Here is a 26,347-nt window from a genome sequence, read left to right on the forward strand (position 1 = left end):
CCCGATCCGGCGCAGCCCCCTGCGTTCGAACCGCCTTCATGCAAACTGGAAATCGATTGCGCGATCCACCCGTCCAGTTCGTGTCGTCAAACAGACCCGCAAGCCATGAGCGAGGTCGGCCAGCGCTGAATGTGCTTGTGCGGATGCCCGCAGGAAGCAATCACGTTGAATATGGCAAAACGTTGGAACTGCTGCACAATTCCAATCAATTGACGACACGCCGGACGATCAGCGAGGCATTCGTTCCCCCGAAGCCGAATGAATTGGACAGCGCCACGTTGATTTCGCGCTCCCTGGCCTTCTGCGGCACCAGATCGATCGTGGTTTCGACCGACGGATTCTCCAGATTGATGGTCGCCGGCGCGATGTTGTCGCGAATCGCCAGCACGCTGAAGATCGCCTCGATCGCGCCCGCCGCGCCCAGCAGGTGGCCGGTCGACGACTTGGTCGATGACATCGACACCTTCGAGGCGGCATTGCCGAGCAACCGCTGCGCCGCGCCGAGCTCGATCTCGTCGCCGAGCGGCGTCGACGTGCCGTGCGCGTTGATATAGTCGAGGTCCGCCGCCGACAGGCCGGCCCGCTTGAGCGCCGCAGTCATGCAGCGGAACGCGCCGTCGCCATCCTCGGCCGGTGCCGTGATGTGATAGGCGTCGCCGGACAGGCCGTAGCCGACTACCTCGGCATAGATCCTGGCGCCGCGCTTCACGGCGTGCTCGTATTCCTCGAGCACCACCACGCCGGCGCCCTCTCCCATGACGAAACCGTCACGATCGCGGTCGTAGGGACGCGACGCAAGCTCCGGCGTATCGTTGAAGCCGGTCGACATTGCCCGCAGGGCGCAGAAGCCGGCCATCGCGATACGATTGACCGGCGATTCCGAGCCCCCCGCAACCATCACATCGGCATCGCCGAGCGCGATCAGCCGCGACGCGTCGCCGATCGCATGTGCTCCGGTCGAGCATGCGGTGACGACGGCATGGTTGGGGCCCTTGAGGCCGTGGGCGATGGAGACGTAGCCCGACGCCAGATTGATCAGGCGGCCCGGGATGAAGAACGGCGACACCTTGCGCGGACCACGTTCCTTCAGCGTGATGGCCGTCTCGGCGATGCCGTCGATGCCGCCGATCCCTGAACCGATCATGGTCCCGGTGGCGCACTTGTCCTCTTCGGTCGCCGGATGCCAGTTGGCGTCGTCGAGCGCCTGCTTGGCGGCGCACATCGCATAGACGATGAAATCGTCGACCTTGCGCTGATCCTTCGGATCCATCCACTGGTCGGGATGGAACGTACCATTGCTGCCATCGCCGCGCGGCACCATGCAGGCGATCTTGGTCGGCAGATCGGATACGTCGAAGCTCTCGACCTTCCGTGCACCGGACTCGCCCCGAATAATGCGCTGCCACGTCGCTTCGACGCCACAGCCAAGTGGCGAGACCATGCCGAGGCCCGTGACGACAACCCGTCTCATGCTTTCAACTCCGCTGCGGCGGCTACGGCAGATGGCAAGAAGCCGGTCGACCGCGGCAACGGTCCGGCCGGCTTCTGCGACGCCATGAGAAGGCCGTCAGCTCTTCGCGTTCTTCTCGAGAAACTTGGTGGCGTCGCCAACGGTCAGGATGGTCTCCGCCGCGTCGTCGGGAATCTCGCAGCCGAACTCTTCTTCGAAAGCCATCACCAGTTCGACGGTATCGAGGCTGTCCGCGCCGAGATCGTCGATGAAGCTCGCATTGTCGACAACCTTCTCGGGTTCGACACCAAGGTGTTCGACCACGATCTTCTTAACCCGCTCGCCAATCTCGCTCATTTCAACCTCGTGCTTGTTCCATTGGACTCGACCGCAAAAGCGGCAAAGCCATCGGGTACGTTGACTCGCCAGAAACCCCTGCTGCCAGTTCCGCTCGTTCCCAGCGGACTGCTCGGGCAGCCCGCGTGGCCCCAGAAACGGCGACCGGTTCTGCCACGGCAATATACAGGGTTTTGGAATCCTGCAATGGCGTTCTTGTCCCCAACCCGACTGCCGCCGGTTAGCATACTTCGCGCCGGGAAACCAGCCGACGGCCGATCACTAAAAACCGTTGAAAACCCTTGTACAGGCTTCAAATCATTGCCATTCCGCCGTTGACGTGCAGCGTCTGGCCGGTCACGTAGGCCGCTTCGTTGGAAGCGAGATAGACCGCAGCCGCAGCAATATCATCGGGCGTGCCGAGCCGCGCCGCCGGTACCTTCGACAGCACCGCCTCGCGCTGCTTTTCATTCAGGACATCAGTCATCGGGGTCGCGATGAAGCCGGGCGCGATGCAGTTGGCGGTGACATTGCGCCGCGCGTACTCCTGGGCCAGCGACTTCATCATTCCGATCAGGCCGGCCTTGGACGCGGCGTAATTCCCCTGCCCGGCATTCCCGGTCACCCCGACCACCGAAGTGATCGCGATAATCCGGCCGAAACGCTTGCGCATCATCAGCTTGGTCGCAGCCCGCGCCAGGCGGAAGGTGGCCGTCAGGTTGACGTCGATGACCGTGCTCCAGTCCTCGTCACGCAGCTGCACAAAAAGGTTGTCGCGGGTAATGCCGGCATTGCTGACGAGAATGTCGAGCTGGCCCATGGCCTGCTCTGCGGACGGCACCAGCGCCTCGACGGCCTCGGCATCGGAGAGATTGCACGGCAGCACATGGACGCGGTCGCCGATCTCGGCGGCCAGGGCGTCCAGTACCTCGCGGCGGGTGCCGGAAATCGCGATGGTCGCGCCCTGGGCATGCAGCGCCTTGGCAATGGCGCCGCCGATGCCGCCGGTCGCGCCGGTAATCAGGGCGGTCCTGCCGGTCAGGTCGAACATGGTCTTTTTCCTTCGGTGTCGGTCAAATCGTTGGCGCCGGTTTGCCGCAAGCAAACGCCCGCCGTCAATGCCGCTGCGGCCGGCTGGACTGGCATTTCCCTTGCATAAACTTGGCCCCGGCGGGGCGAGCCGCCTCCGGGAGAGCCCCCAGAGGCCGCGCAGACAGGCCCGCCGTTTGCCCCTAATGTCGGCCGCAGCTTTGCCCCTCGCAGCCGGAAGGACCGATGCGCTACCGAGCCACCATCGCTTCCCAGCGCTTCGTCTTCGACGATCTCCGCCAAGTCATGGCCCGCGCCAGCCCGGAGCGCTCCGGCGACCAGCTCGCCGGCCTTGCCGCCGCGAGCGCGCAGGAGCGCATGGCGGCGCGCCATGTGCTGGCCGAAACGCCGCTGAAGCAGTTTCTCACCGAAGCGCTGATCCCCTACGAACACGACAGCGTCACGCGCCTGATCATCGACAGCCACGATGCCGCGGCCTTCACGCCCGTCGCGCATCTCACCGTCGGCGACTTCCGCAACTGGCTGCTGTCGGACCTTGCGACCACGGCAACGCTCGCCGCGCTGGCGCCTGGACTGACGCCGGAAATGACGGCGGCGGTCAGCAAGCTGATGCGCAACCAGGACCTGATCGCGGTCGCCCGCAAATGCGCTGTGACCACGCGCTTTCGCAACACCATCGGTCTGCCCGGCCAGCTTTCGGTACGTCTGCAACCCAACCATCCGACCGACGCTCCGCGCGGTATCGCGGCATCCATCCTCGATGGCCTGCTGATGGGCGCGGGCGACGCAGTGATCGGCATCAATCCGGCTTCGGACAGCTTGCCTGCCCTCGGCGATCTGCTGCGGCTGGTCGATGAGGTGATCGAGCGCTTCGCCGTCCCGACCCAGGGCTGCGTGCTCACCCACGTGACCAACATCCTGGAGCTGATGCGCGCCGGCGCGCCGGTCGACCTCGTCTTCCAGTCGATCGGCGGCACGGAGAAAACCAACCGCTCATTCGGCGTCACCATCGAGCTGCTCGACGAGGCGCATGCCGCCGCCCGCGCACTCCGGCGCGGCACCGTCGGCGACAACGTCATGTATTTCGAGACCGGCCAGGGCAGCGCGCTGTCTGCTGACGCTCACAGCGGCGTCGACCAGCAGACCTGCGAGGCGCGCGCCTATGGGCTTGCCCGCCGCTATGCACCGCTGCTGGTCAACACCGTGGTCGGCTTCATCGGTCCGGAGTATCTCTACGACGGCAAGCAGATCATCCGCGCGGGGCTCGAGGATCATTTCTGCGGCAAGCTGCTCGGCCTGCCGCTGGGATGCGACGTCTGCTACACCAATCATGCCGAAGCCGACCAGGACGACATGGACACGCTGCTGGTGCTGCTGGGGGCGGCCGGGGTCACGTTCATCATGGGCGTGCCCGGTGCCGACGATGTCATGCTGAACTACCAGAGCACATCGTTTCACGACGCCCTGTTCCTGCGGGAAACGCTCGGTCTCAAGCGCGCTCCGGAATTCGAAGCCTGGCTGCAGGGCATGGGCATCACCGATGCCGCCGGACGGCTGCGCCCGCCGGTGAGCAATCCGCTGCTCGGCGGCATGTCCGGCCTCAAGGCGCTGCTCACATGACCGACGATTCCGTCACGCCAAGCCCCGTCACACCAAGCTCCTGGAACGAATGGCGACGCGTCACACCGGCCCGTCTGGCGCTCGGTCGCGCGGGCACGGGACTGCCGACCGACGAGGTGCTGCGCTTCGGCTGGGCGCATGCGATGGCGCGCGACGCCGTGCACGCCGCGCTCGATGTCGGCGCGCTGGCCGCGGATCTCATCCTCCAGTCATGGCCGGCGGTCACCGTGACGAGCCGCGCGCCGGACCGCGCCACCTATCTGCGGCGCCCCGACCTCGGCCGGCGGCTTGCTGCACGTGACGCCGAAACCCTGCGGGCGCGCGCGGGCGCCCCCTGCGACATCTGTCTTGTGATCGGGGACGGCCTGTCAGCGCTCGCGGTCGCGCGCCACGCCGTACCGCTGCTCGCGGCGCTGCGTCCCCGGCTCCCGGGAGTGCGCTTTGCGCCGGCCGTTGTGATCGCGACACAGGCCCGCGTCGCGCTCGCCGACGAGATCGCGGACCTGATGGGCGCCCGCCTTGCGGTCATGCTGATCGGCGAACGACCCGGCCTCAGTTCGCCGGACAGTCTCGGCGTCTACCTCACCCACGCGCCATTCACGGGGCGCAGCGACGCGGAGCGCAACTGCATTTCCAACATCCGGCCGGAAGGACTTGATTATGCGGCGGCCGCCGTCAGGCTTGCCTGGTTGGCCGGCGCGGCATTGCAGCGCGGGCTGACAGGCGTCGGCCTCAAGGACGAAAGCGACACGGCGCTGCCGGGCGCGGAACGCGCTGCGCGCGATGCCCTGCCGCCGGCGGACCCATCAGGTTCGCCGGCGTCGTGAAGCCGCTTGCGGACGGGATGATCAGCCCTGCGCGGTGATGGCATCCTTGGCGGCCGCGACGTCGCCGGGTGCGCCGACAGCCATGCCGACCGCACCGTCGGCGATCCGCTTGACGAGACCCGACAGCACCTTGCCGGCACCGATCTCCACGAACAGCTTGACGCCCTGCCCCGCCATGAAGGTGACGGACTCGCGCCAGCGCACCGTGCCGGTGACCTGCTCGACCAGACGACGGCGGATCTCTTCGGGATCGGCAATCGCCGACGCCAGCACGTTGGCGACGAGCGGCACCACCGGCGTCTGGATGCTAACGCTGCTCAGCGCCTCGGCCATGGCGTCGGCGGCGGGCTGCATCAGCTTGCAGTGGAAGGGCGCGGACACCGGCAGCAGCATGGCGCGCTTGGCACCCTTGCCCTTGGCAATCTCGACCGCACGGTCGACGGCCTCCTTGTGGCCGGACACCACGACCTGGCCACCGCCATTGTCATTGGCGGCGTCGCAGACCTGGCCCTGCGCCGCTTCGGCGGCGACCGCCACCGCAGCTTCGTAGTCAAGGCCGAGCAGCGCCGCCATGGCGCCGACGCCGACCGGGACTGCCTTCTGCATGGCGCGGCCGCGGATGCGCAGCAGCCGTGCGGTATCCGTGATCGACAACGCGCCGGCCGCCGCCAGCGCGGAATATTCGCCGAGCGAATGGCCGGCGACGAACGCCGCGTTGCCGCGCACCGTGACACCCGCCTCGTTCTCCAGCACCCGCAGCGCCGCCAGCGACACCGCCATCAGCGCCGGCTGGGCATTCTCGGTCAGTTGCAGCGTCTCGGCCGGGCCGTCCCAGATGGTCGCAGTCAGCTTTTCGCCGAGCGCGGCGTCGACCTCGTCGAACACCGCTCGCGCGACGGGAAACGCCTCCGCCAGCGCCTTGCCCATTCCCACCGCCTGAGACCCCTGTCCGGGGAACGTGAACGCTGCCGTCATCCTGATGTCCCTTGGAAAAACCGAACCTCCACACCAATCCGGACCATTCTGTCAATGGCCCCGCACCCGCCCTGTGGATGCGCGCCGGCCGGAGGGCCGCGCCAAGGAGGCTCCGGGCGCACCGGACACCAGGGCAAAGGCGGCCTCGCCCGCGGTCTCCATATATGTGGCATCGCGGTGCAACAGGACCACGGCGAACGAGCCGTCGAGCAGAAGCACGATCTGTCGGGCGAGTTCCCCGCCACCTGAAAATCCTTCGGCGGCAAACACCTCGCCGAGCCAGGCCTCGAACTTCTTCTTGTGGGCCGCACCGATCCGCATCGCCGGATGCCCCGGCATGTTGGCGAGCTCGGCGGAGGTGCGCAGGAAACCGCAGCCCCGCCATTTCGGATGGCGGGCGGAGCGCGCGAGATGGCGGAAGATGCCGCGTACCTTTGCGGCGACGTCGCCCTCGGTCTCGGCGAACCAGCGCTTGAACAGCTCGAGGTTGGGCTGGTCGCGCGCCGCCAGATAGGCCGCGACGAGATCGTCCTTGCTCTGGAAATGATAGTACAGCGTACGCTTGGTGACGCCGGCCTTGTCCGCGACCGCGTCGACGCTGACGCCGCGGATGCCGTCGTCATAGAACAGCTTCGCCGCGGCGGCGACGATGCGGTGGCGGGTGGCGTCGGAGGATCTGGGCATGGCGCCAATGTATACTGACCAGTGAGTATACACAATGATGCAGCGCGGCTAGCGTCGGCGGCACCTGACGTCCCGTCCTATGCTTGCCACGGAGGCTCCGCATGTTCGCTCCCGTCCTCGTCGCCGTCGATGCGTCCATCGCACTGGTGACGCTCAACCGGCCCCACAAGCTCAACGCCCTCAGCTACGAGCTCGTCGACGCCCTGATGGCCATCCTCGACGACATCGAAGTCGATCCCGTCATCCGCGCCGTGATCCTGACCGGCGCGGGTGAGCGCGCTTTTTCAGCCGGTGCGGACATCCACCAGTTCTCGCAGAGCGTCCGGCAAGGCACCGACGCCGCGGTGCGCGACTTCGTACGGCGCGGACAGGGCCTGACCGCGCGGATCGAGGCGTTTCCCAAGCCGGTGATCGTCGCGGTCAACGGCCTCGCCTATGGCGGCGGCTGCGAGATCACCGAAGCCGCCCATCTCGCCATCGCCAGCGAGCGCGCGATGTTCGCCAAACCCGAAATCAACATCGGCATGCCGCCGACCTTCGGTGGCACGCAGCGGCTGCCGCGTCTCGCCGGCCGCAAGCGCGCGCTGGAATTGCTGCTCACCGGCGATCCCTTCACCGCGCCGCATGCACTCGAACTCGGCCTCGTCAACGCCGTCGTTCCCCATGACGAACTGCTGGGCGCGGCGCGCGGCCTCGCCGGCCGCATCTTGCGCCACTCGCCGCTCGCGGTGCGCAGCATCATCACCGCGGTGACGCGCGGCCTCAATCAAAGCATCGGGGAAGGCCTGCTGGTCGAGAGCGAGCAGTTCGCGACGATGGTGCCGACGCACGACCTCGGCGAGGGCCTCGCCGCCTGGATCGCGCGTCGCCCGCCGGTTTACACCGGCCGCTGACCCGCCATGGCGGCGTCAGAATCCCGACGCCGCCTGGTCGCCGCTCATGCGGGTGCCCGCCTGGGCGCGCCGCGCATTGCTGACGATCTCGCCGGGCCGGTCCTCGTTGGCGGCCTTCGCCGTGGCGAGGCGAAGCACGGCGAGATAGCCCGGCTGGACCTCCATGCGGCCGGCATGCGGCCCGCGTGACAGGATCGCATGCACGCGCGGCAGGTTGTAGCACGGCACATAGAACAGCAGGTGGTGCTCAAGGTGATAGTTCACATAGTACGGCGCCACGAACAGCCGCTCGAGAAACCCGGCACGGGTGGTGCGGGTGTTGCGCAGCGGATCGTTGCTGTCCGGCACCACCGCGTGCTCGGCGATGTTGCGAACGCGCGTGATCACCATCATCCAGGTCAGCAGCGGCACCAGCCACAGCAGCGGATAGGCCCACCACACGCCGAAAAGCGCCATCACGGCGAACATCGCCGCGTTGACCGCGACCTGCGGTCCGAGCTTGTCACGGAAATGCGCGAACCGCTGATGCAGCGGCCATGACGGATCGCCGAGCGCGTTGAGCAACTGCGCCTTGCGCTGCTGGTAGCCGGTCTGCCCGGTGATATCGCGGATGAACTTGCGCCGGTAGCTCGCCTCGGTGATCGGGAACGGCGCCGACAGCACGAGATCCGGATCGTCGTCCTGCTGGGTATGGGCGTGATGCTGCAGATGATAGCGGCGATAGGCCCGCGTCTCGGCGAAGATCGGATAGGCGCAAAACCATTGGCTCAGCACCATGTTGAGCCTGTCACCATCCGCCAGGCTGCCGTGCGCGCCGTCATGCATCAGAATGGCAAGTCCGAGCTGGCGCGAACCGATGATCGCGACCGCGAGCACATAGGTCAGCGGATTGGGCCACCATGCCACCAGCGCAATGGCGCCTGCGATCAGCGCCCAGGCGTGAACGATCAGCGCGATCCCCTTCCAGGACGAGCGCGTGCGCACCTCGACCAGTTCGGCGTCGGTCATCAGGTCGCGGGCGCGAATACGAAGCGCGGTCATCGATGGCCCTCCCCATTCTGTTCTGATTGTTCGGCAGGATTGTCTTGATCGATTGCGCCATCGCGCTCGACCAGACGCAGCGGCGCAACCGATCGCGACGACCCGCCCGGCGCCACCGCATCTGCCTGGGTCTCCAGCAGACGCAGCATGGCGGCGACAAGCTGGTCCGCAGCGCGTCCCATGGCCTGACCTTCGAGGGTCACGCCGACTGCGATGGTCCAGAATTTCTCGGCGCTGGTTGCCGGGTCGCGCCGCGACCGCCAGCCCCGCGCCTGCATCTCGCCGGCATAGGCCCGCTGCCCCTCGTGGTGCAGGCGCTCGATCGTGCGCCCGATCAGCGGCGACAGGTCGGGGCGGCGCCGGGTCAACGTCATCGCCTCGACGAAGAAGCCGAGCGCATCAGTCCCCATCACCGCCTCCACCAACGCCCGGGTGTAGCTCTCCGGCGTGGTGGCGCCGTGGGCCGCGTCTTCGGCCATGCGGGCGGCATGCAGCACGTCCCGGCAGGCTGCCTCGACGAACAGCGCCTCCTTGGTGCGGAAGTAATAGGTGATCTGGCTGGGAAAGGCGTCCGCCGAGGCCGCGATGTCCGCAATGGAGACACCGCTCAGCCCGCTCGCCTTGAACAGGCCGGCCGCTGCATCCAGCAGACGCGAGCGCGTGCGCTGGCCGGCCGAACGGGTGGCCCGGGCCGCATGCTTGGGGGCATCGGTCAGGTCGTGGACAGGCTCTGAGGGCATCGCGTCCTCCGGATTTATTTGTATGACAGACAAACAAATGGGTCAAGGCGGACCTCCGACGGCGCGCGGAGCCCGAATTGGGCCCGTGCGGCCCGATCTCGGGGTGCCCGGACCGGGCGGTTCCACCTTGCCTTTCGGCGAATATCCCTTATAAGCGCGCCATTCGTGGGCTTCCGGCCGGGAGCTGAACGGACGACCTCACCAATCATTCTTGTTGGATTGATGCGGCAGGGCATTTCGCCCGACGTCCCGTGTTCCCGCCTTCTGAGCAGTCGAGCCTTTCCCGAAGGGCTCGAAGGGCTTGCCGCCGAAAGCGCCACACCAACCAGGAAAGGACGTCCATGCCTCTTTACGAGCATGTATTTCTCGCGCGCCAGGATGCGAGCGCCCAGCAGGTCGAAGAGCTCACCACGCAGCTCACCGGCGTGATCGAGGGCCTCGGCGGCAAGGTCACCAAGACCGAGTCGTGGGGCATTCGCTCCCTCACCTACCGCATGAACAAGAACCGCAAGGCTCACTTCGTGATGTTCAACATCGACGGCCCGGCCGCGGTGGTGAGCGAGATCGAGCGCCAGGAGCGGATCAACGAAGACATCATCCGCTACCTGACCGTGCGCGTCGACGAGCTCGAGGAAGGTCCCTCGGCGATGATGCGCAAGGCCGAGCGTGACCGCGATCGCGACGATCGTGGCGGCGGCTTCCGTGGCGACCGCGAAGGCGGTGGCTTCCGTGGCGACCGTGAAGGTGGCTTCCGTGGCGACCGCGGCCCGCGCCGCCCGCGCGACGAAGCCCCCGCTGCTGAGACCCAGGAGTAATCATCATGGCTGATGCAGGTGCACGCCGTCCGTTCTTCCGCCGTCGCAAGTCCTGCCCGTTCACGGGCGAGAACGCGCCAAAGATCGACTACAAGGATTCCAAGCTCCTGATGCGTTACGTGTCGGAGCGCGGCAAGATCGTGCCGAGCCGCATCACTGCGGTCTCCGCCAAGAAGCAGCGCGAGCTCGCCCGCGCCATCAAGCGCTCGCGCTTCCTCGGTCTGCTTCCCTACGTGATCCGCTAAGGCGGAATGAGGACCGGCGGTGCGTCCGCGGGTCCTCTTCATTCGTTTGCTACATATTTCATAAGGCTGCCGGACTGATCCTGCGGCCGATGGTTGGGGTCGAGACGACCTCTAACCGCTCGAAGGAGAGCGGGACAGCTGATGATGACGCAGATCCTCATTGCCATTGCAGCCGGCTGTGCGTCGGCGCTGATGTTCGTGTCCATCGTTTCGGGCGCGCTGATCTCGCTCGTCCTGTTCTACCTCGCCCCTCTGCCGCTGATGGTCGCCGCGCTCGGATGGGGCGCAGCGTCCGCGCTCGTCGGCGGCCTCGCCGCCAGCCTCCTGATCGGCGTCGTCCTCGGCCCGCCCTATATGGTGGCGTTCGCGGTCACCATCGCTCTTCCCGCGTGGTGGCTCGGCCACCTTGCCCTGCTCGCCCGCCCCGCCGAGACGGCAACGCCGAACGGCCAGTCTGCGCTGGACTGGTACCCACCAGGCCGCTTGCTGGTCTGGATGGCCGTGTTCGCCTCGCTCACCACCATCACCGCGCTGCTGTCACTCGGCTTCGACGCCGTGACCATCACCGATAGCCTCAAGGGCGGCCTCACGCGCCTGCTCGGCACGCGCGATGGCACCGGCCCGGATGCCGACATCGACAAGGTGGTGACGTTGTTCGCAGCCATCGCTCCGGTCGCAGCCACCATGGTCGCGATGGTGACTCTGGTGCTCAACCTGTGGCTCGCCGGCAAGATCACCCGCACCTCCGGGCGCCTGCCGCGGCCGTGGCCCCGACTGCAGACCATCGAGCTGCCGCCACTGACACTGGTCGCGCTCGCCGCGACGCTGGCTCTGTGCTTCCTCGGCGGCCTCGTCGCCATGATCGCCCAGATCGTCACCGCCGCGCTGGTGATGGCCTACGCCTTCGTCGGCTTCGCCGTCCTGCACACCCTCACCCAGTCGACCGCGATGCGCGGGCTCTGGCTCGGCAGCACCTATGCCGCGGTGGTGATGTTCGGCTGGCCGCTGATCGTCGTCGCCCTCCTCGGCATCGCCGACGAGCTCATCGGATTCCGCCGCCGCAAGGCGCTGAAACCACCGCCTTTGTCATCCTGACAAATTGTCCTGAAAATACCCACACGAAGGAGATCACAGATGGAAGTCATTCTTTTGGAGCGTGTCGCCAAGCTCGGCCAGATGGGCGACGTGGTGAAGGTCAAGGACGGGTTCGCCCGTAACTTCCTGCTGCCGCGCGGCAAGGCGCTGCGCGCCACCAAGGACAACCGCGAGAAGTACGACGGCATGAAGGCCGATCTCGAGGCCCGCAACCTGCAGGCCAAGGGTGAAGCCACCAAGGTCGCCGAGAAGATCGACGGCAAGAACGTCATCGTGCTGCGCCAGGCCTCGGAGACCGGCCAGCTGTTCGGTTCGGTGTCGGTGCGCGATATCATGGCGGCGCTGGCCAATGACGGTGTCAACGTCAGCCGCTCGCAGGTTCTGCTCGACATGCCCATCAAGGTCATCGGCCAGCACCCGGTGAGCATCGCCGTGCATCCCGAGGTCGAGGCCGGCATCACCGTGACCGTCGCGCGTAGCGCCGACGAAGCCCAGCGCATCAACCGTGGCGAGGACGTCAACTCCCGCCAGGAAGACCAGGATGCGGCTGCCGAGGCCCTGGCCGCGGCCGGCGAATTCTTCGATCCGGACGCCCAGCACGACGACGAGCCGGCTTCCGACGCGCAGTAAGCGCATCGGGCGTGAGGCCCGGCCCAACGCTGAATATGGCCCCGGTCTGTCCGCAGACCGGGGCCTTTTCTTTATCCGGAGCGAAGACCGCGCGGCGGCGTGCCGTTCAGCAGGGATCCGGATGTCATGACATCGTCCTCTGCCGTGCCGCGAGGCCAGACCAAACCAGCAAATGTCCGCGCAACAAAAAAACGCGGCGGAGAGGCTTTCCCTGCTCCGCCGCGTTTATCACCTGCACTTGATTGTTACTGCTGCGGGGCCGCCGGCTTGGGCTCGGCATCGGCCGGCTTGGTTTCGGAAGGTTTGGTGTCGGAAGGTTTGGTGTCAGCAGGCTTGGTATCAGCAGGCCTGGTGTCAGCAGGCTTGGCCACGGTGTCGGCAGCCGGCGCGTCAGCCGCAGCGCTCGCGGGCTTGTCCTTCTCCGGCGCTGGCGCCTCGCTCGCCGCCTTCTCCGGCGCCGCAGGCTTGTCCGATGTCGCCTTCGGCGCTTCCGGCTTGACGTCGGCAGCGGTCGGTGGCGGAACGTTGGCGGGCTCCGGCATCGGCACGGCGGCGTCAATCGCCTTCTCGTTCGCCACCGGAGGAGCTGCCGGCTTCACATAAGGCTTGGCCTCGATCTTGGCCGACGCTCCTGCCGGCTCCGCCGCGGTGTCTGCCTTGGGCTCCGCTTTCGGCTCGGTCCTGGCCTCGTCCTTGACCGGCTCGCCCTTCTTCTTGCGCGACAGCTTCTGTTTGCTTCTGCCGGCGGCCGGCGTCTCGCTGCCCGCGACATCGGGAGCGGCGGCCTCGGCCGGGGCAACCTCGGGCTTGCGATGGCGTTGTTTACGGCCACCGGACTGGGCAGCCTCCTCTGGCTGCGCCACGTCTGGCTGCGCCACGGCGGGATTGGCCGCACGCGGCGGCTTGCGCTCGGCCCGCTCGGTCTGCTCCCTCGCCCGCTCCTCGGCCGGCGCACTGCCGATCGGTGCATCCGGGCGAAGATTGCCGGCATCCTGACGACCGCGCTTGCCGCCGCTGCGTGGCTCCGCCGCGGTCGCGCCGTTGGCGACCAGATAGCCGGCGAGCGCCTGGGCCATGTCCGTGCCGGTGGTGTAGTGCTGGCGGAGGAAGCCGGGCAGCGACGACGGCGGGACGGTCCGCAACAAGCCTCGCGCACTCTTGTGACACGCCGCACAGCTGCCGCTGAAGAGCTGCGCCGGCGACTTGCCGGCATCGAGGTTCTGCGCCCATCCGGGGGTTGCAACAAGGCAGCCGACCAGACCGGCCGCCGCCAAACTGAGCGCTCGGCCCAACATTCAATCCTCCGATGCGGAAATGGTTCGCTTCGGGAGACAGGTTTAGCCGATTATCCGGCGAATGGAAGCACTTCCATCGACACTCCGACGACGCCGTCAGGTTCTAACGGCCTTGTTCCCCGCGCATTGGTGATTGCCGATCCCCATGCTTAAATACCTACAGGTCAATCCACGGGGGACCTTGGAGAGGATTGAAATTCCGCGCAGCCGCGGAGCTGGAATCCGCCTGCGCTCATCATTGGGTGGCGACGATGAGCAGCTTGCTGAAACTCGTTCTCAACAAATTCATCCGGCGCGGTTCCTTGACCGTGATCTCGGCGGACGGAAGCCGCTTCACATGCGGTGACGGCACCGGCTTCCCGGCCGCCATCCGCTTCGTGACCAGGGAAGCCGAACGCCGTCTGATCCTGGACCCCGAACTCGCCTTCGGCGAAATCTACATGGACGGCCAACTGACGGTCGAGCACGGCTCGATCGCCGACGTCCTCGCGATCGCGCTCGACCAGCCCGACATGGTGCCGCGCTGGGCGAAACTGCAGTGGCTGACACGCTACATTCTGCGCCATGTGCAGCAATTCAATCCGCGCAGCCGCTCCAGACGCAACATCGCTCACCACTACGACCTCGACGGCCGCCTCTACTCGCTGTTTCTGGATGCCGACAAGCAGTACAGTTGCGCCTACTTCGAGAGCCCCGACGCGACGCTCGACGATGCCCAGCTTGCCAAGAAGCGCCACATCGCCGCCAAGCTGGTGCTGGCGCGCGGCCAGCGCGTGCTCGACATCGGCTCCGGCTGGGGCGGTCTTGGCCTCTATCTCGCGGAGATGGCCGGCGCCGACGTCACCGGCGTGACGCTGTCGGAAGAGCAGCTCGCCATCTCCAACGCCCGCGCCACCGAGAAGAAGCTGGCGCAACAGGCCCGCTTCCTGCTGCAGGACTATCGCGACATCCCCGGCCCATTCGATCGCATCGTCTCGGTCGGGATGTTCGAACATGTCGGCCTCGACTACTATGATCGCTTCTTCAAGCGTTGCGCCGAGCTGCTGAGCGACGACGGCGTGATGCTGCTGCATTCGATCGGCCGCTCCGAAGGACCGGGCATCACCAACCCGTGGATCGCCAAATACATCTTCCCGGGCGGCTACATCCCGGCGCTGTCCGAGGTGCTTCCGGCGATCGAGCGTGCGGGCCTGCTGGTCACCGACATCGAGATCCTGCGCCTGCACTATGCCGAAACCCTCAAGGCCTGGCGCGAACGCTTCCTTGCTCGCCGTGAGGAGGCCGAGCAGCTCTACGACGCCCGCTTCGTCAGAATGTGGGAATTCTATCTGGCCGCGTCCGAGATGTCGTTCCGCAAGCAGAACAACATGGTGTTCCAGATCCAGCTCACCAAGCGGCAGGGCGTCGTCCCCATCACACGTGACTACATCTTGCGTGAGGAAGCGCGCCTGCGGGCCGTCGAGGGCAATCGGGGACCGAAATTGCAGCTCGCCGGCGAATAGCCGGATCCCGCCACAGCTCGGGAACCGCAGGGCTCACCACATCTTGAATACCGAGCCCTGCGGCAACCGCCTGTCGGGATTGCCGTCGCGACGTTGTGAGAATCGGGCATAAGACGCATCATCGCTCTTTCGGAGCGAACGTCCCGGGTGCTTCATAGCGCCCCACATTTCACCCGAAAATTCCAACGCACGCGCCCGTTCATGCCGCCAACAGACTCCAATGTCCTCAAGCTCGCGCCCGACGCGGCGTCGCCGGCCTATCGCTCGGCGCCACATAATATCGAGGCGGAACAGAGCCTTCTGGGCGCGATCCTGGTCAACAACGACGCCTTCTACCGCGTCTCGGACTTTCTCGAGACCAAGCACTTCTTCGAGCCGATCCATCAGCTGATCTACGAGACCTCCGGCCACCTCATCCGGGCCGGCAAGGTCGCGACCCCCGTGACGCTCAAGACCTTCGTTCCCGCCGACACCGACATCGGCGGCATGACGGTCGGCCAGTACCTCGCGCGCCTCGCCGCCGAGGCGACGACCATCATCAATGCCCAGGACTATGGCCGCACTGTCTATGAGCTGTCGCTCCGCCGCGATCTCATCCAGATCGGCGAGGACATGGTCAATGTCGCCTATGACGCCCCCGTCGACTTCGCGCCGCGCGCCCAGATCGAGGATGCCGAGCGCAAGCTGTTCTCGCTGGCCGAACAGGGCCGCTACGACGGTGGCTTCCAGAAGTTCTCGCAGGCGCTGACCATCGCCGTCGACATGGCCGCCGCGGCCTACAACCGCGACGGCAAGCTGTCGGGCATTTCCACGGGCCTGCGCGACCTCGACACCCGCATGGGTGGCCTGCAGCGCTCCGACCTCATCGTGCTCGCCGGCCGCCCGGGCATGGGCAAGACCTCGCTCGCCACCAACATCGCCTACAACGTCGCCCGCGCCTACACCTACGAAGTCGCGCCCGACGGCACTCACAAGACCGTCAATGGCGGCGTCGTCGGCTTCTTCTCGTGCGAAATGTCGGCCGACCAGCTCGCGACCCGTATCATCGCCGAAGTCACCGGCATCCCGTCGAGCAACATCCGTCGCGGCGGCATCTCCGAAGCCGACTTCGATGTCATCCGCGACCATGCGATCGAACTGCAAAACCTGCCGTTCTACGTCGACGAAACCGGCGGCATCTCGATTTCGCAACTCGTCGCCCGCGCCCGCCGCCTCAAGCGGCAGAAGGGCCTCGACCTGCTGATCATCGACTATATCCAGCTGCTGCAGGGCTCGGGCAAGAAGTCCGACAACCGCGTGCAGGAAGTCACCGAGATCACCACCGGCCTCAAGGCGCTGGCGAAGGAACTCAGCGTCCCGATCATCGCGCTGTCGCAGCTGTCGCGTCAGGTCGAGAACCGCGAAGACAAGCGCCCGCAATTGTCCGACCTTCGCGAGTCCGGCTCGATCGAACAGGACGCCGACGTCGTCATCTTCGTGTATCGCGAGGAATACTACCTGCAGAACAAGGAGCCCCGGCCGGGCACGCCCGAGCACGAGAAGTGGCAGACCGACATGCAGCTGGTGCACGGCAAGGCCGAAGTCATCATCGGCAAGCAGCGTCACGGTCCGACCGGCTCCGTCGAATTGCACTTCGACGCCAACATCACCAAGTTCGGCGACCTCGCCCACGACGGCTATATCCCGACCAGCGAGTAACCGCGGCCACGCCGCAGCGCTGCGGGCCAGACGTCGCAACGCGCGGTGTCGCGGTTGAACCACGCCGGGCCGCCGCGTATGCTGCGCGTCATCACGCGTTGCGCTGACCGCAACATGCTTTCCGGATCCCTGCTTCGACAATGACCGCGCCCGACCATCACTCCGGCAGTCCCCACGCGGCGATCGCACTCGAGAGCGTCGACAGCCTGTCGCTGTCGGCACAGACCGGCCTGCTGACCATCGATCTCGCTGCGCTCGTCGCAAACTGGCGCAAGCTCGAGAGCCGTTCGGTACCGGCCGAATGCGCCGCCGTGGTGAAGGCGGACGCGTATGGCTGCGGTCTGCCGGCGGTCGCCGCCGCCCTCGCCGCGGCCGGCTGCAAGACCTTCTTCGTTGCCACGCTGAACGAAGCGCGCGCGGCCCGCGCCGCCGCCAAATCGGCAACAATCTATGTGCTCGACGGCTGCCTCGTCGGCACCGCCGAGGTGTTTGCCGAAATCAACGCCCGTCCGGTGATCGGTGATCTCGCTGAACTCGCCGAATGGGATGCGTTCTGCCGGCGCAGCGGCTGGTCCGGCGGTGCGGCACTGCATGTCGACACCGGCATGAACCGGCTCGGCCTGACCATGACCGAGGCTCAGGGGCTGCTGCCACGCGTCAGGAGCGGCAGCCACGGCTTCACGCTGGTGATGAGCCACCTCGCCTGTGCGGAAACGCTGGGACATCCGCTGAACGGCCGCCAGCTCGCTGCGTTCCGCGAGATCGCGCAGGCGTTCTCCGGCATTCCGGCCTCGCTTGCAGCCTCTTCGGGCATCTTTCTCGGCCCGCAGTACCAGTTCGACATGGTACGCCCTGGTGCGGCGCTGTACGGCGTCAATCCGACACCGGAAGCCGATAACCCCATGGCCGAGGTCGTCGACCTCAAGGGCCGCATCGTCCAGGTCCGCAATGTCGAACGCGGCGATACGGTCGGTTATGGCGCCACCTGGACCGCGCGTCGCCCCACCCGCCTCGCGGTCATCGCGGCCGGCTATGCTGATGGCTATTTCAGAGCCGCCGGCGGCGTCGACGGCGTGCGCAGCGCCGAGGTCGTGGTCGCCGGGCGCCGCTGTCCGGTCGCCGGCCGGATTTCGATGGACCTGCTCGCGGCCGACATCACCGATCTGCCGCCGAACGCGGTGCGTCGCGGCCACCTCGTTACCCTGATCGGCGAAGGCGTTACGGTCGACGCCCTTGGCCACCACTTCGGCACGATCGGTTACGAGGTGCTCACCAGCCTCGGCCGCCGTTTCGCCCGCGTCTATCGCGGGGGCGCCTCCTGACGCCACCGCGCCGCGCGCGCTGGAGCGCGTTCGCTTTCGGTGAAATCACGAACGCGCTCCGGCTTTCTCTTTCGACGCGTCTGCTTCCCGCGAACCGGTGACCCCTTCGCTCGAAAACACGCTAACGCTGGAAGACGAACTTCTGCGCCCGCTTGCCGGTATCGACCTCGGTGGTGAAGATATTGCCGTGGGAGTCGATCGCGAGGTTGTGCACCCAGTGGAAGTCGCCGGCCATGCGGCCGTTGCGACCGAAGCGCCCGACGATCTCGCCACTGTCACGCTTGAGCGTGCGCACCTCGTTGTTGGCGCCGTCCGCATTGATCAGGAACGATTGATCGGCGTCGTTCCAGATCTCGAGATCCCACACCGAACCGTTTGCGCGCGTCGCCTTCTCGACGAACATCTCCTTCACGAAGCTGCCATCCTTGCGGAACACCTGGATGCGATCGTTGGTGCGGTCGCAGACATAGACGAGACCGTCTCTGGCGATCCGTACGCAGTGCACGGGATTGGCGAACTGTTGCGACGGCGCGGCCGCGGGATCGTAGGGCGGCACCTTGTCGTCGGTCGGTGGCTTGCCGTAGGCGCCCCACATCCGCTTGAAGGCTCCGCTGTCCGCATCGAACACGATGATGCGGTGATTGTAGTAACCGTCGGCGACAAACAGCTCGTTGGCGGCGGCATCAAGCGTCATGTTGGCGGGCTTGCCGAGACGCGTGGTGTCGCGGCTGTCGGTCTGCTCGCCGGACTTGCCGATCTGCATCACAAACTTGCCGTCCTGGGTGAATTTGAGGATCTGGCCGTCATGGGCACCGTTGCCGGCGAGCCAGACGAACCCCTTGGGGTCGACGTAGATGCCATGCTCGTTCTCGGGCCAGTCGTACCCCTCGCCCTTGCCGCCCCAGGCGCGCAGCAGATTGCCGTCGGCGTCGAACTCCATCACCGGCGGCGCCGGCACGCAGCACTTCGTCGCCGGCGGCGACAGGCTAGCTGCGCGCTCGTCGTCAGTCAGCGTGCGTGGCCGCTGCACCACCCAGATGTGGTCCCGAGCGTCGACCGCGACGCCGGCCGCCTGTCCCATGATCCAGTTGTTGGGCAGAGGCTTCGGCCAGAACGGATCGACCTTGAATGCCGGCACGTCGGCGGCATGAACCGCGGTCGCCAGCAACAGGCCGGACAGCATCATCACCCATCTCATCGGCATCTCTCCCTGGAGCGCGCCAGACCGGCCGGGCTGTGCTGCACGGCCGTTGACGAGCGTCACCGATCCCCCGATGTCGCGCCTCCGGAACACCGGACCCGGCGGGCCGAGCCTAAGCCATCGCAGCCGGCGCCGAAAAGACCCGTGACAAAGCGACCGCCGACAATTATATGTCGCTCATGACCTTTGCATCCGCCCCGAGCTTTTATTGGTATTTTGGCTTTCGCAGGCCGCCGGCGGAGGTAGGGGTGCGCTCGATCTGAGGATTGCAGCAAATCAAGTCCCGAACAACCGCCAGCCGTCTGGCGGTTTTTTTGTGCCGCCAGCCGGGAGATCCAGACAGTCAAAGGAACCCCAGGCATGTTGAGCACCACCGACGATCTCCGTATTCGCGAGATCAAGCCGTTGACCCCGTCCGCGGAGGTCATGCACGAACATCCGCGTACACTGGAGACGACACGTATCGTCGCCAGCGCCCGCGAGACCTTCCAGGCCATCCTGCACGGCCGTGACGATCGCCTGGCCGTCGTTGTCGGCCCCTGCTCGATCCACGATCCGGTTGCTGCGCGGGACTACGCGAGGCGCCTCGTCGCGCTGCGCGAGCGGCTGAAATCATCCCTGGACATCATCATGCGCGTCTATTTCGAGAAGCCGCGTACGACGGTTGGCTGGAAGGGCCTGATCAACGACCCCGACCTCGACGGCAGCTTTCACATCGACAAGGGCCTGCGCCTCGCGCGCCAGCTGCTGCTCGACATCAACGATCTCGGTCTGCCTGCGGCCTGCGAATTCCTCGACATGACCACGCCCCAGTACATCGCCGACCTCGTCGCCTGGGGCGCCATCGGCGCGCGCACCACCGAGAGCCAGATCCATCGCGAGCTCGCCTCGGGCCTGAGCTGTCCGGTCGGTTTCAAGAACGGCACCGACGGCAATGTGCGCATCGCCGTCGACGCGGTGAAGTCGGCCTCGCAGCCGCATCACTTCATGGCGGTCATGAAGGACGGCCGCTCGGCCATCGCCACCACGACTGGCAACGACGATTGCCACGTCATTCTGCGCGGCGGCAAGAGCCCGAACTATGACGCGCAGAGCGTCGAGGCGGCGTGCGGCGAGATCGCGAAATCCGGCCTCGCCCCGATGGTGATGATCGATGCCAGCCACGCCAACAGCTCCAAGAAGCCGGAACGCCAGCCTCTCGTAATCGACGACATCGCCAGTCAGGTCGCCGCAGGCGACAGCCGCATCATGGGCGTCATGGTCGAAAGCAATCTGGTCGCCGGGCGACAGGATCTCGAGCCCGGCAAGCCGCTCACCTACGGCCAGAGCATCACCGATGGCTGCATCGGCTGGGACGAGACCGTGCCGGTGCTGGAGCGCCTCGCCGCCGCTGTCGAACAACGGCGGGTCGCCACGCGCGGCGCGGCAAAGCTCGGGGCATGACGTCCGATTGCGGCGGCCATCCGGCCGCCGCAATCCTCCCGGCTTGAGAATCGCCGGCGCCGGAGATTGGCCGGGCCGGCCGGCGTTCCTCGGACATCGCTCATGACCTCGCCCCATGATCCTCGCTCCATGATCATCAGCCCATGATCCTCGCCTTCGCTTTCGTGCTCGCGGTCGGCCTCGTCGCCGGCACCATCAGCGGCATTGTCGGCACCGGCTCCTCGATCATGCTGGTGCCGGTGCTCGTCTATGAATTTGGCCCGAAGGAAGCGGTCCCGATCATGGCGGTCGCAGCCATTATGGCCAACCTGTCGCGCATCCTCGCCTGGTGGCGCGAGGTCGACTGGCGCGCCTGCGCTGCCTATGCGCTGCCGGCGATCCCCGCCGCCGTGCTCGGCGCGCGCACGCTGCTGGTACTGCCCTCGCGCCTCGTCGATCTCGGCATCGGCTTGTTCCTGATCGCGATGGTCCCGGTCCGCCACTGGATGGCGCGCCATGCGCACAAGGCCTCGCTCGGCCAGCTCGCCATCGGCGGCGCGATCATCGGCTATCTCACCGGCATCGTGGTCTCCACCGGACCGCTGAGCGTGCCGCTGTTCATCGCCTACGGCCTGACCAAGGGGCCATTTCTCGCGACCGAGGCCGCCAGCTCGCTCGCCATCTACGTCAGCAAGACGCTCACCTTCCAGCGCTCCGGCGCATTGCCGGTCGATACCCTGCTCAAGGGCCTGATCGCCGGCTCCTCGCTCATGGCCGGCGCCTTCATCGCCAAGCGCTTCGTGCTGCGCATGGACCCGGGGGCGTTCCGGTTGATCATGGACGGTTTGATGATCGTCTCTGGCATATCCATGTTATGGAATGCCGCCCACGCCTCCTGACCGAATCCAAATATCCATGGCCAAGAACGCTCTCTCCTTCGTCTGCCAGAACTGCGGCGCCGCTTATGGGCGCTGGCAGGGCAAATGTGAATCCTGCGGCGAGTGGAACACGCTGACCGAGGAGGATGTCGGCGGCGTCACCACCATGCCAGCGAGCATTCGTCCCAAGCGCAAGGGACGCACCTTCACGCTCGAGAGCCTCGCCGGCGAGAGCCGCGACGCGCCGCGCCTGCCGTCCGGCATGGCCGAGCTCGACCGCGTGACCGGCGGCGGTTTCGTGCGCGGCTCGGTGCTGCTGGTCGGTGGTGATCCCGGCATCGGCAAGTCGACCCTGCTGACCCAGGCCTCGAGCCTGATGGCGCGTGCCGGCCATCGCTCGGTCTACATCTCCGGCGAAGAGGCGATCGCTCAGGTGCGGCTGCGCGCCGCGCGCCTCGGCCTCGCCGACGCGCCGGTGCAACTCGCCGCCGAGACCTCCGTCGAGGACATCATCGCGACGCTCTCGGAAGGCACGACGCCGCGCCTCGTGGTGATCGATTCCATCCAGACGATGTGGACCGACACCGTGGAGTCGGCGCCGGGCACCGTCACCCAGGTGCGCGCCTCGGCGCAGGCGCTGATCCGCTTTGCCAAGAAGACCGGCACCGCGCTGATCCTGGTCGGCCATGTCACCAAGGACGGACAGATCGCCGGCCCCCGTGTCGTCGAGCACATGGTCGATGCCGTGCTGTCGTTCGAGGGAGAGGGATCGCAGCAATTCCGCGTGCTGCGCGCGGTCAAGAACCGTTTCGGCCCGACCGACGAGATCGGCGTGTTCGAAATGACCGGTCTTGGCCTGCGCGAGGTCACCAACCCTTCGGAGCTGTTTCTGTCCGAGCGCGACCTCGGCAGCCCCGGTACCGCGGTGTTCGCCGGCATCGAGGGCACACGGCCGGTGCTGGTGGAACTGCAGGCTCTGGTTGCGCCGACGTCCCTCGGCACGCCGCGCCGCGCTGTGGTGGGCTGGGACCAAAGCCGCCTGTCCATGGTGCTGGCGGTGCTGGAGGCCCATTGCGGCGTCAAGCTCGGCGGCCATGACGTGTACCTCAATGTCGCGGGTGGGCTGCGTATCCACGAGCCGGCTGCCGACCTCGCCGCCGCTGCCGCCCTCGTCTCCTCGCTGGCCCATGCGCCGCTGCCGACCGACGCGGTCTATTTTGGCGAAATCTCACTGTCCGGGGCGGTCCGCCCGGTGGCGCAGGCCTCCGCCCGCCTCAAGGAGGCCGCCAAGCTCGGATTCGGCAAGGCCGTGGTTCCGGAGACCGCCCGCGGCGACGCCTCCGGTGACGCCGGCCTCTCCCTGAACCAGGTCGGCTCCCTCACCAGTCTCGTGGCCGATATCGCCGCCCGCGGCGTCGGCCGCAAAGGCACCACATCGGATGCAGCGGGAAAAAATGCCACACCAGCCAAAATCCGCCGCTCCGAGGGCTAAACCACGGATGACGCTGGCGTTCGCCACCGCTATACAACCCGCGCGCGACCGGATGCCGCCCGCACCATCGATGAACACCAGATGATCCAAATCCAGGTGATCTGAATAAAGTGATCGAAAAGGTGTGATTGAAATGTTGGGATGGACGGGGCCGTAAGGTTTCCCCGTCTTGCCGAACATGTCATATCGCCGTCTCCTGACGAGGCGCAGCGGAGCCGATTCGCAGGAGTCGAATGCAAGAGCGGACCTGACCAGCCGATGCCGATTACCCTCCTCGATATCATTGTCCTTGGCGTGATGCTGATCTCCGGCCTGCTGGCGATGATCCGCGGCTTCATGCGCGAGATCCTGTCGATCGCCGCATGGGGCATCGCAGCGCTGACCACGCTTTACGCATTCAACAAGCTGCTGCCGACCGCCAAGACCTATTTCAACAACGATACGGTGGCGACCATCGCAGTCATCGCCGGCGTGTTCCTGGGCACGCTGATCGTGGTGTCGATCATCACGGTGCGAATTTCGGACATGATCCTGGATTCCCGGATCGGCGCGCTGGACCGCACCCTGGGCTTCCTGTTTGGCCTCGCCCGCGGCCTGCTGATCATCGTGGTCGCCTTCCTGTTCTTCGTCTGGCTGGTTCCCGAGAAGCAGCAGCCGGACTGGGTCCGTTCCGCCAAGTCACGGGTGGTGCTGCAGGGCACCGGCGACTGGCTGATGTCGCTCTTGCCGGATGACCCTGAAAACACCATCTTGAAGAAGTTGAAGAAGCCGAAGGCGGACGAGGAACAGACCGACGCCGCCCCGGCAGCGCCGACCCCGGCCGCCGGCCCGACGGATGGCGGCTATGCGAAATCGACCCGGGACGGGCTCAAGCAGCTGATCGACGGCAAGGCCGCAGGACGTTAAGGATTGCCGGACGACACTCCGGTGAAGAGAGGCGCAATGGACGAGATGCAAGGCCCTTCCCGCGACTCCGGTGCGAAGGGCGCAGACGCCCCCGCTTTCGCCACCTCTGCCGCCTCGGACGGCATCGTCATCGACAAGGATCTCGACGGTGACACGCTGCGCGAAGAGTGCGGCGTGTTCGGCATTTTTGGGCATCCGGACGCGGCGGCGATCACTGCGCTCGGCCTGCATGCCCTGCAGCACCGGGGCCAGGAGGCGGCCGGTATCGTCTCCTTCGACGGCAACCGCTTCCACTCCGAACGTCGCCTCGGTCTTGTCGGCGACACCTTCTCCCGCCGCGAGGTGATCGAGCGTCTGCCCGGCTCGTCGGCCGTCGGCCATGTCCGCTATTCGACCACCGGCGAGACCATCCTGCGCAACGTCCAGCCGCTGTTCGCCGAACTCAACGCCGGCGGCTTCGCGGTCGGCCACAACGGCAACCTGACCAACGGCCTGACGCTGCGCCGCGAGCTGGTGCGCAGCGGCGCCATGATGCAGTCGACCACCGACACCGAGGTGATCCTGCATCTCGTGGCGCAGTCCAAGCGCAACCATTTCATCGACCGTTTCATCGAAGCGCTGCGCGCCATCGAGGGCGCCTACTCGCTGGTGTCGCTGACCAACAAGAAGCTGGTTGGCGCGCGCGATCCGCTCGGCATCCGCCCGCTGGTGCTGGGCGAACTCGACGGCTGCCCGATCCTCGCCTCGGAAACCTGCGCGCTCGACATCATCGGCGCCAAGTACATCCGTGACATCGAGAACGGCGAAGTCATCGTGTTCGACGAGAACGGAACGCAGAGCCACAAGCCGTTCCCGCCGCAGGCGGCGCGGCCCTGCATGTTCGAGTATATCTATTTCGCCCGCCCGGATTCGGTGCTCGGCGGCCGCTCGGTCTACGACGTGCGCAAGGCGATCGGCGCCGAACTCGCCAAGGAGAGCCATGTGCCCTCCGACGTGGTGGTGCCGGTGCCGGACTCCGGCGTGCCCGCAGCGATCGGCTACAGCCAGTATTCGGGCATTCCGTTCGAGCTCGGCATCATCCGCAATCACTATGTCGGGCGCACCTTCATCCAGCCGACCCAGAGCATCCGCGAGCTCGGCGTGCGCATGAAGCACTCGGCGAACCGCACCGCGATCGAAGGCAAGCGCATCATCCTGATCGACGACTCGCTGGTGCGCGGCACTACGTCGAAGAAGATCGTGAAGATGATGCGGGACGCCGGCGCCCGCGAGGTGCATTTCCGCATCGCCTCGCCGCCGATCACCCATCCCGACTACTACGGCATCGACATGCCGGACCGCGCGCATCTGCTGGCGGCAACGCACAACCTCGAAGAGATGCGCGAGCTGATCGGCTGCGACAGCCTCGCGTTCCTCACCGTCGACGGCCTGTACCGCGCAATGGGCGAGCCGGGCCGCGATCCGGCGCATCCGAAGTTCACTGACCACTATTTTACCGGCGACTATCCGACGCCGTTGACCGACCAGAACCAGGCCGAGCCGACCCCGCGCCAGCTTTCGCTGCTGGCCGAGGCGAGCTGAGCACGTCCGCCTCGCCCGGCTGCGGGCTTCAGCCGAGCCGGCGCGCCATCAGGCGCGCCGCGGCGTCATAGCTTGCCAGCTTGTCCGCAAGCGCAGGCTCGTCGACGTCGGCGAAGCCCTGGCGCCGCCAGAACCCATCCGAACCGTTGACCGCGACCAATGACAGCTCGGCCAGTCCCGCCGAGCGGGCCTGCGCCACCAGCCGCGCGACCAGCGCCGCGCCCGTGCCGCCGCCGCGCACCTGTGCCAGCAGCGCGACGTCGTGGATGTAGTAGGTCGATGGCGCCGCTGGCAGCGCGCCAAGCAGGCTGTTGAGCGCCGGCGGCCGCAGGCGGTGCCAGGGATGGCTGACGGCGTAGGCCAGGAGTTCCTGCGCGCCGGCCACAACGAGGCAGCCCGCGGGATAGAGGCGCAGCCGCTCGGCGAACACCGCATCGTCCTCCGGATAGTCCGGGTGCACGCGGGCGGCGACCGCCGCCACGGCCGGCAGGTCGGCGGCCGTCATCGGGCGCCACTGCGACGCCAACCCTTCGAATAAGCTCGACATGCGCCCGCTCTACCATGAAAAGCCAACCGGCGCGGCCGGCCGTGCATCGGCCGCAGGCCTTTCGATCCGCCGCAAATCGCGATAAACCCCGCCGGCATCGGC

25 protein-coding genes are annotated in these 26,347 nt (G+C 66.6%); 15 read left to right on the top strand and 10 right to left on the bottom strand.

Going from position 1 to position 26,347, the window contains the following annotated elements:
• Positions 1 to 205 precede the first annotated feature (205 nt).
• From fabF to fabG, 3 genes are all read right to left on the bottom strand, one after another.
• On the bottom strand, positions 206 to 1,471 hold the full coding sequence (gene fabF / locus JQ639_RS01930; RefSeq protein ID WP_211969718.1) for a beta-ketoacyl-ACP synthase II: 1,266 nt from the start codon (positions 1,469 to 1,471) through the stop codon (positions 206 to 208).
• Between the two features lie 96 nt (positions 1,472 to 1,567).
• Complete coding sequence (locus JQ639_RS01935) at positions 1,568 to 1,807, bottom strand: acyl carrier protein (RefSeq protein ID WP_006610957.1); 240 nt, start codon at positions 1,805 to 1,807, stop codon at positions 1,568 to 1,570.
• A 292-nt stretch (positions 1,808 to 2,099) separates the two neighbouring features.
• Positions 2,100 to 2,837, bottom strand: coding sequence for a 3-oxoacyl-[acyl-carrier-protein] reductase (fabG, locus tag JQ639_RS01940; protein WP_211969717.1), 738 nt, complete (start codon positions 2,835 to 2,837; stop codon positions 2,100 to 2,102).
• Positions 2,838 to 3,061: 224 nt separating this feature from the next.
• On the opposite strand from fabG, the gene JQ639_RS01945 reads away from it, so the two are divergent.
• Both JQ639_RS01945 and eutC read left to right on the top strand, forming a co-directional pair.
• Positions 3,062 to 4,456 carry an ethanolamine ammonia-lyase subunit EutB gene (locus JQ639_RS01945; protein WP_211969716.1) on the top strand — a complete coding sequence of 465 codons (1,395 nt, stop codon included), beginning with the start codon at positions 3,062 to 3,064 and terminating at the stop codon, positions 4,454 to 4,456.
• A complete protein-coding gene (eutC, locus tag JQ639_RS01950) occupies positions 4,453 to 5,283 on the top strand; it encodes an ethanolamine ammonia-lyase subunit EutC (RefSeq protein WP_211969715.1) in 831 nt (276 codons plus the stop codon). The genes JQ639_RS01945 and eutC overlap by 4 nt, the downstream gene beginning before the upstream one ends.
• Before the next feature lie 21 nt (positions 5,284 to 5,304).
• Here the strand turns inward: eutC and fabD are convergent, their stop codons facing one another.
• Both fabD and JQ639_RS01960 read right to left on the bottom strand, forming a co-directional pair.
• A complete protein-coding gene (fabD, locus tag JQ639_RS01955; protein ID WP_211969714.1) occupies positions 5,305 to 6,258 on the bottom strand; it encodes an ACP S-malonyltransferase in 954 nt (317 codons plus the stop codon).
• 51 nt (positions 6,259 to 6,309) lie between these two features.
• Entirely contained in the window at positions 6,310 to 6,942 is a 633-nt protein-coding gene (locus tag JQ639_RS01960; RefSeq protein ID WP_211969713.1) for a TetR/AcrR family transcriptional regulator, read from the bottom strand.
• Positions 6,943 to 7,043: 101 nt separating this feature from the next.
• Between JQ639_RS01960 and JQ639_RS01965 the strand changes: the two genes are divergently transcribed.
• Positions 7,044 to 7,835 carry a crotonase/enoyl-CoA hydratase family protein gene (locus JQ639_RS01965; protein WP_211969712.1) on the top strand — a complete coding sequence of 264 codons (792 nt, stop codon included), beginning with the start codon at positions 7,044 to 7,046 and terminating at the stop codon, positions 7,833 to 7,835.
• A 15-nt stretch (positions 7,836 to 7,850) separates the two neighbouring features.
• Here the strand turns inward: JQ639_RS01965 and JQ639_RS01970 are convergent, their stop codons facing one another.
• Both JQ639_RS01970 and JQ639_RS01975 read right to left on the bottom strand, forming a co-directional pair.
• Entirely contained in the window at positions 7,851 to 8,876 is a 1,026-nt protein-coding gene (locus tag JQ639_RS01970; protein ID WP_211969711.1) for a fatty acid desaturase family protein, read from the bottom strand.
• Entirely contained in the window at positions 8,873 to 9,616 is a 744-nt protein-coding gene (locus JQ639_RS01975; protein ID WP_211969710.1) for a TetR/AcrR family transcriptional regulator C-terminal domain-containing protein, read from the bottom strand. Before JQ639_RS01975 ends, JQ639_RS01970 begins: the two co-directional genes overlap by 4 nt.
• A 341-nt stretch (positions 9,617 to 9,957) precedes the next feature.
• Here JQ639_RS01975 and rpsF point away from each other — a divergent pair, with 341 nt between their 5' ends.
• From rpsF to rplI, 4 genes are all read left to right on the top strand, one after another.
• A complete protein-coding gene (rpsF, locus tag JQ639_RS01980; protein ID WP_211969709.1) occupies positions 9,958 to 10,431 on the top strand; it encodes a 30S ribosomal protein S6 in 474 nt (157 codons plus the stop codon).
• 5 nt (positions 10,432 to 10,436) lie between these two features.
• Complete coding sequence (gene rpsR, locus JQ639_RS01985) at positions 10,437 to 10,676, top strand: 30S ribosomal protein S18 (protein ID WP_211969708.1); 240 nt, start codon at positions 10,437 to 10,439, stop codon at positions 10,674 to 10,676.
• Between the two features lie 141 nt (positions 10,677 to 10,817).
• The gene (locus tag JQ639_RS01990; RefSeq protein ID WP_211969707.1) at positions 10,818 to 11,771 is read left to right on the top strand and encodes a DUF2232 domain-containing protein; all 954 of its coding nucleotides are present in this window, start codon (positions 10,818 to 10,820) and stop codon (positions 11,769 to 11,771) included.
• Positions 11,772 to 11,810: 39 nt separating this feature from the next.
• The gene (rplI, locus tag JQ639_RS01995; RefSeq protein WP_211969706.1) at positions 11,811 to 12,401 is read left to right on the top strand and encodes a 50S ribosomal protein L9; all 591 of its coding nucleotides are present in this window, start codon (positions 11,811 to 11,813) and stop codon (positions 12,399 to 12,401) included.
• 245 nt (positions 12,402 to 12,646) lie between these two features.
• Here the strand turns inward: rplI and JQ639_RS35165 are convergent, their stop codons facing one another.
• On the bottom strand, positions 12,647 to 13,546 hold the full coding sequence (locus JQ639_RS35165) for a hypothetical protein (protein WP_249123580.1): 900 nt from the start codon (positions 13,544 to 13,546) through the stop codon (positions 12,647 to 12,649).
• A gap of 401 nt (positions 13,547 to 13,947) precedes the next feature.
• On the opposite strand from JQ639_RS35165, the gene JQ639_RS02010 reads away from it, so the two are divergent.
• The 3 genes from JQ639_RS02010 (at position 13,948) to alr (ending at position 18,218) form a co-directional block, all read left to right on the top strand.
• Positions 13,948 to 15,198: a cyclopropane fatty acid synthase gene (locus JQ639_RS02010; protein ID WP_211969703.1), complete on the top strand. Its 1,251-nt coding sequence runs from the start codon at positions 13,948 to 13,950 to the stop codon at positions 15,196 to 15,198.
• 201 nt (positions 15,199 to 15,399) lie between these two features.
• The gene (locus tag JQ639_RS02015) at positions 15,400 to 16,896 is read left to right on the top strand and encodes a replicative DNA helicase (protein ID WP_211969702.1); all 1,497 of its coding nucleotides are present in this window, start codon (positions 15,400 to 15,402) and stop codon (positions 16,894 to 16,896) included.
• A 140-nt stretch (positions 16,897 to 17,036) separates the two neighbouring features.
• Positions 17,037 to 18,218, top strand: a complete 1,182-nt coding sequence (alr, locus tag JQ639_RS02020) for an alanine racemase (RefSeq protein ID WP_211969701.1) — start codon at positions 17,037 to 17,039, stop codon at positions 18,216 to 18,218.
• 121 nt (positions 18,219 to 18,339) lie between these two features.
• Here alr and JQ639_RS02025 read toward each other — a convergent pair whose 3' ends face one another.
• Positions 18,340 to 19,416 carry an NHL repeat-containing protein gene (locus JQ639_RS02025; RefSeq protein WP_211969700.1) on the bottom strand — a complete coding sequence of 359 codons (1,077 nt, stop codon included), beginning with the start codon at positions 19,414 to 19,416 and terminating at the stop codon, positions 18,340 to 18,342.
• A gap of 363 nt (positions 19,417 to 19,779) precedes the next feature.
• Between JQ639_RS02025 and JQ639_RS02030 the strand changes: the two genes are divergently transcribed.
• The 5 genes from JQ639_RS02030 to purF all read left to right on the top strand — a co-directional run bounded on the left by JQ639_RS02030 (position 19,780) and on the right by purF (position 25,698).
• The gene (locus JQ639_RS02030; protein WP_211969699.1) at positions 19,780 to 20,862 is read left to right on the top strand and encodes a 3-deoxy-7-phosphoheptulonate synthase; all 1,083 of its coding nucleotides are present in this window, start codon (positions 19,780 to 19,782) and stop codon (positions 20,860 to 20,862) included.
• A 143-nt stretch (positions 20,863 to 21,005) separates the two neighbouring features.
• The gene (locus tag JQ639_RS02035; RefSeq protein ID WP_211969698.1) at positions 21,006 to 21,740 is read left to right on the top strand and encodes a sulfite exporter TauE/SafE family protein; all 735 of its coding nucleotides are present in this window, start codon (positions 21,006 to 21,008) and stop codon (positions 21,738 to 21,740) included.
• Positions 21,741 to 21,756: 16 nt separating this feature from the next.
• Complete coding sequence (radA, locus tag JQ639_RS02040; RefSeq protein ID WP_211969697.1) at positions 21,757 to 23,211, top strand: DNA repair protein RadA; 1,455 nt, start codon at positions 21,757 to 21,759, stop codon at positions 23,209 to 23,211.
• A 258-nt stretch (positions 23,212 to 23,469) separates the two neighbouring features.
• The gene (locus JQ639_RS02045; protein ID WP_211969696.1) at positions 23,470 to 24,117 is read left to right on the top strand and encodes a CvpA family protein; all 648 of its coding nucleotides are present in this window, start codon (positions 23,470 to 23,472) and stop codon (positions 24,115 to 24,117) included.
• A 36-nt stretch (positions 24,118 to 24,153) separates the two neighbouring features.
• Complete coding sequence (gene purF, locus JQ639_RS02050; protein ID WP_211969695.1) at positions 24,154 to 25,698, top strand: amidophosphoribosyltransferase; 1,545 nt, start codon at positions 24,154 to 24,156, stop codon at positions 25,696 to 25,698.
• A gap of 28 nt (positions 25,699 to 25,726) precedes the next feature.
• On the opposite strand, the gene JQ639_RS02055 is transcribed toward purF, so the two are convergent.
• Positions 25,727 to 26,245 (bottom strand): GNAT family N-acetyltransferase, encoded by a 519-nt coding sequence (locus JQ639_RS02055; RefSeq protein WP_211969694.1) that lies wholly within the window; start codon positions 26,243 to 26,245, stop codon positions 25,727 to 25,729.
• Positions 26,246 to 26,347: the final 102 nt, after the last annotated feature.

Origin of the sequence: Bradyrhizobium sp. U87765 SZCCT0048 (assembly GCF_018131225.1) — a bacterium.
Taxonomy (GTDB): domain Bacteria; phylum Pseudomonadota; class Alphaproteobacteria; order Rhizobiales; family Xanthobacteraceae; genus Bradyrhizobium_A.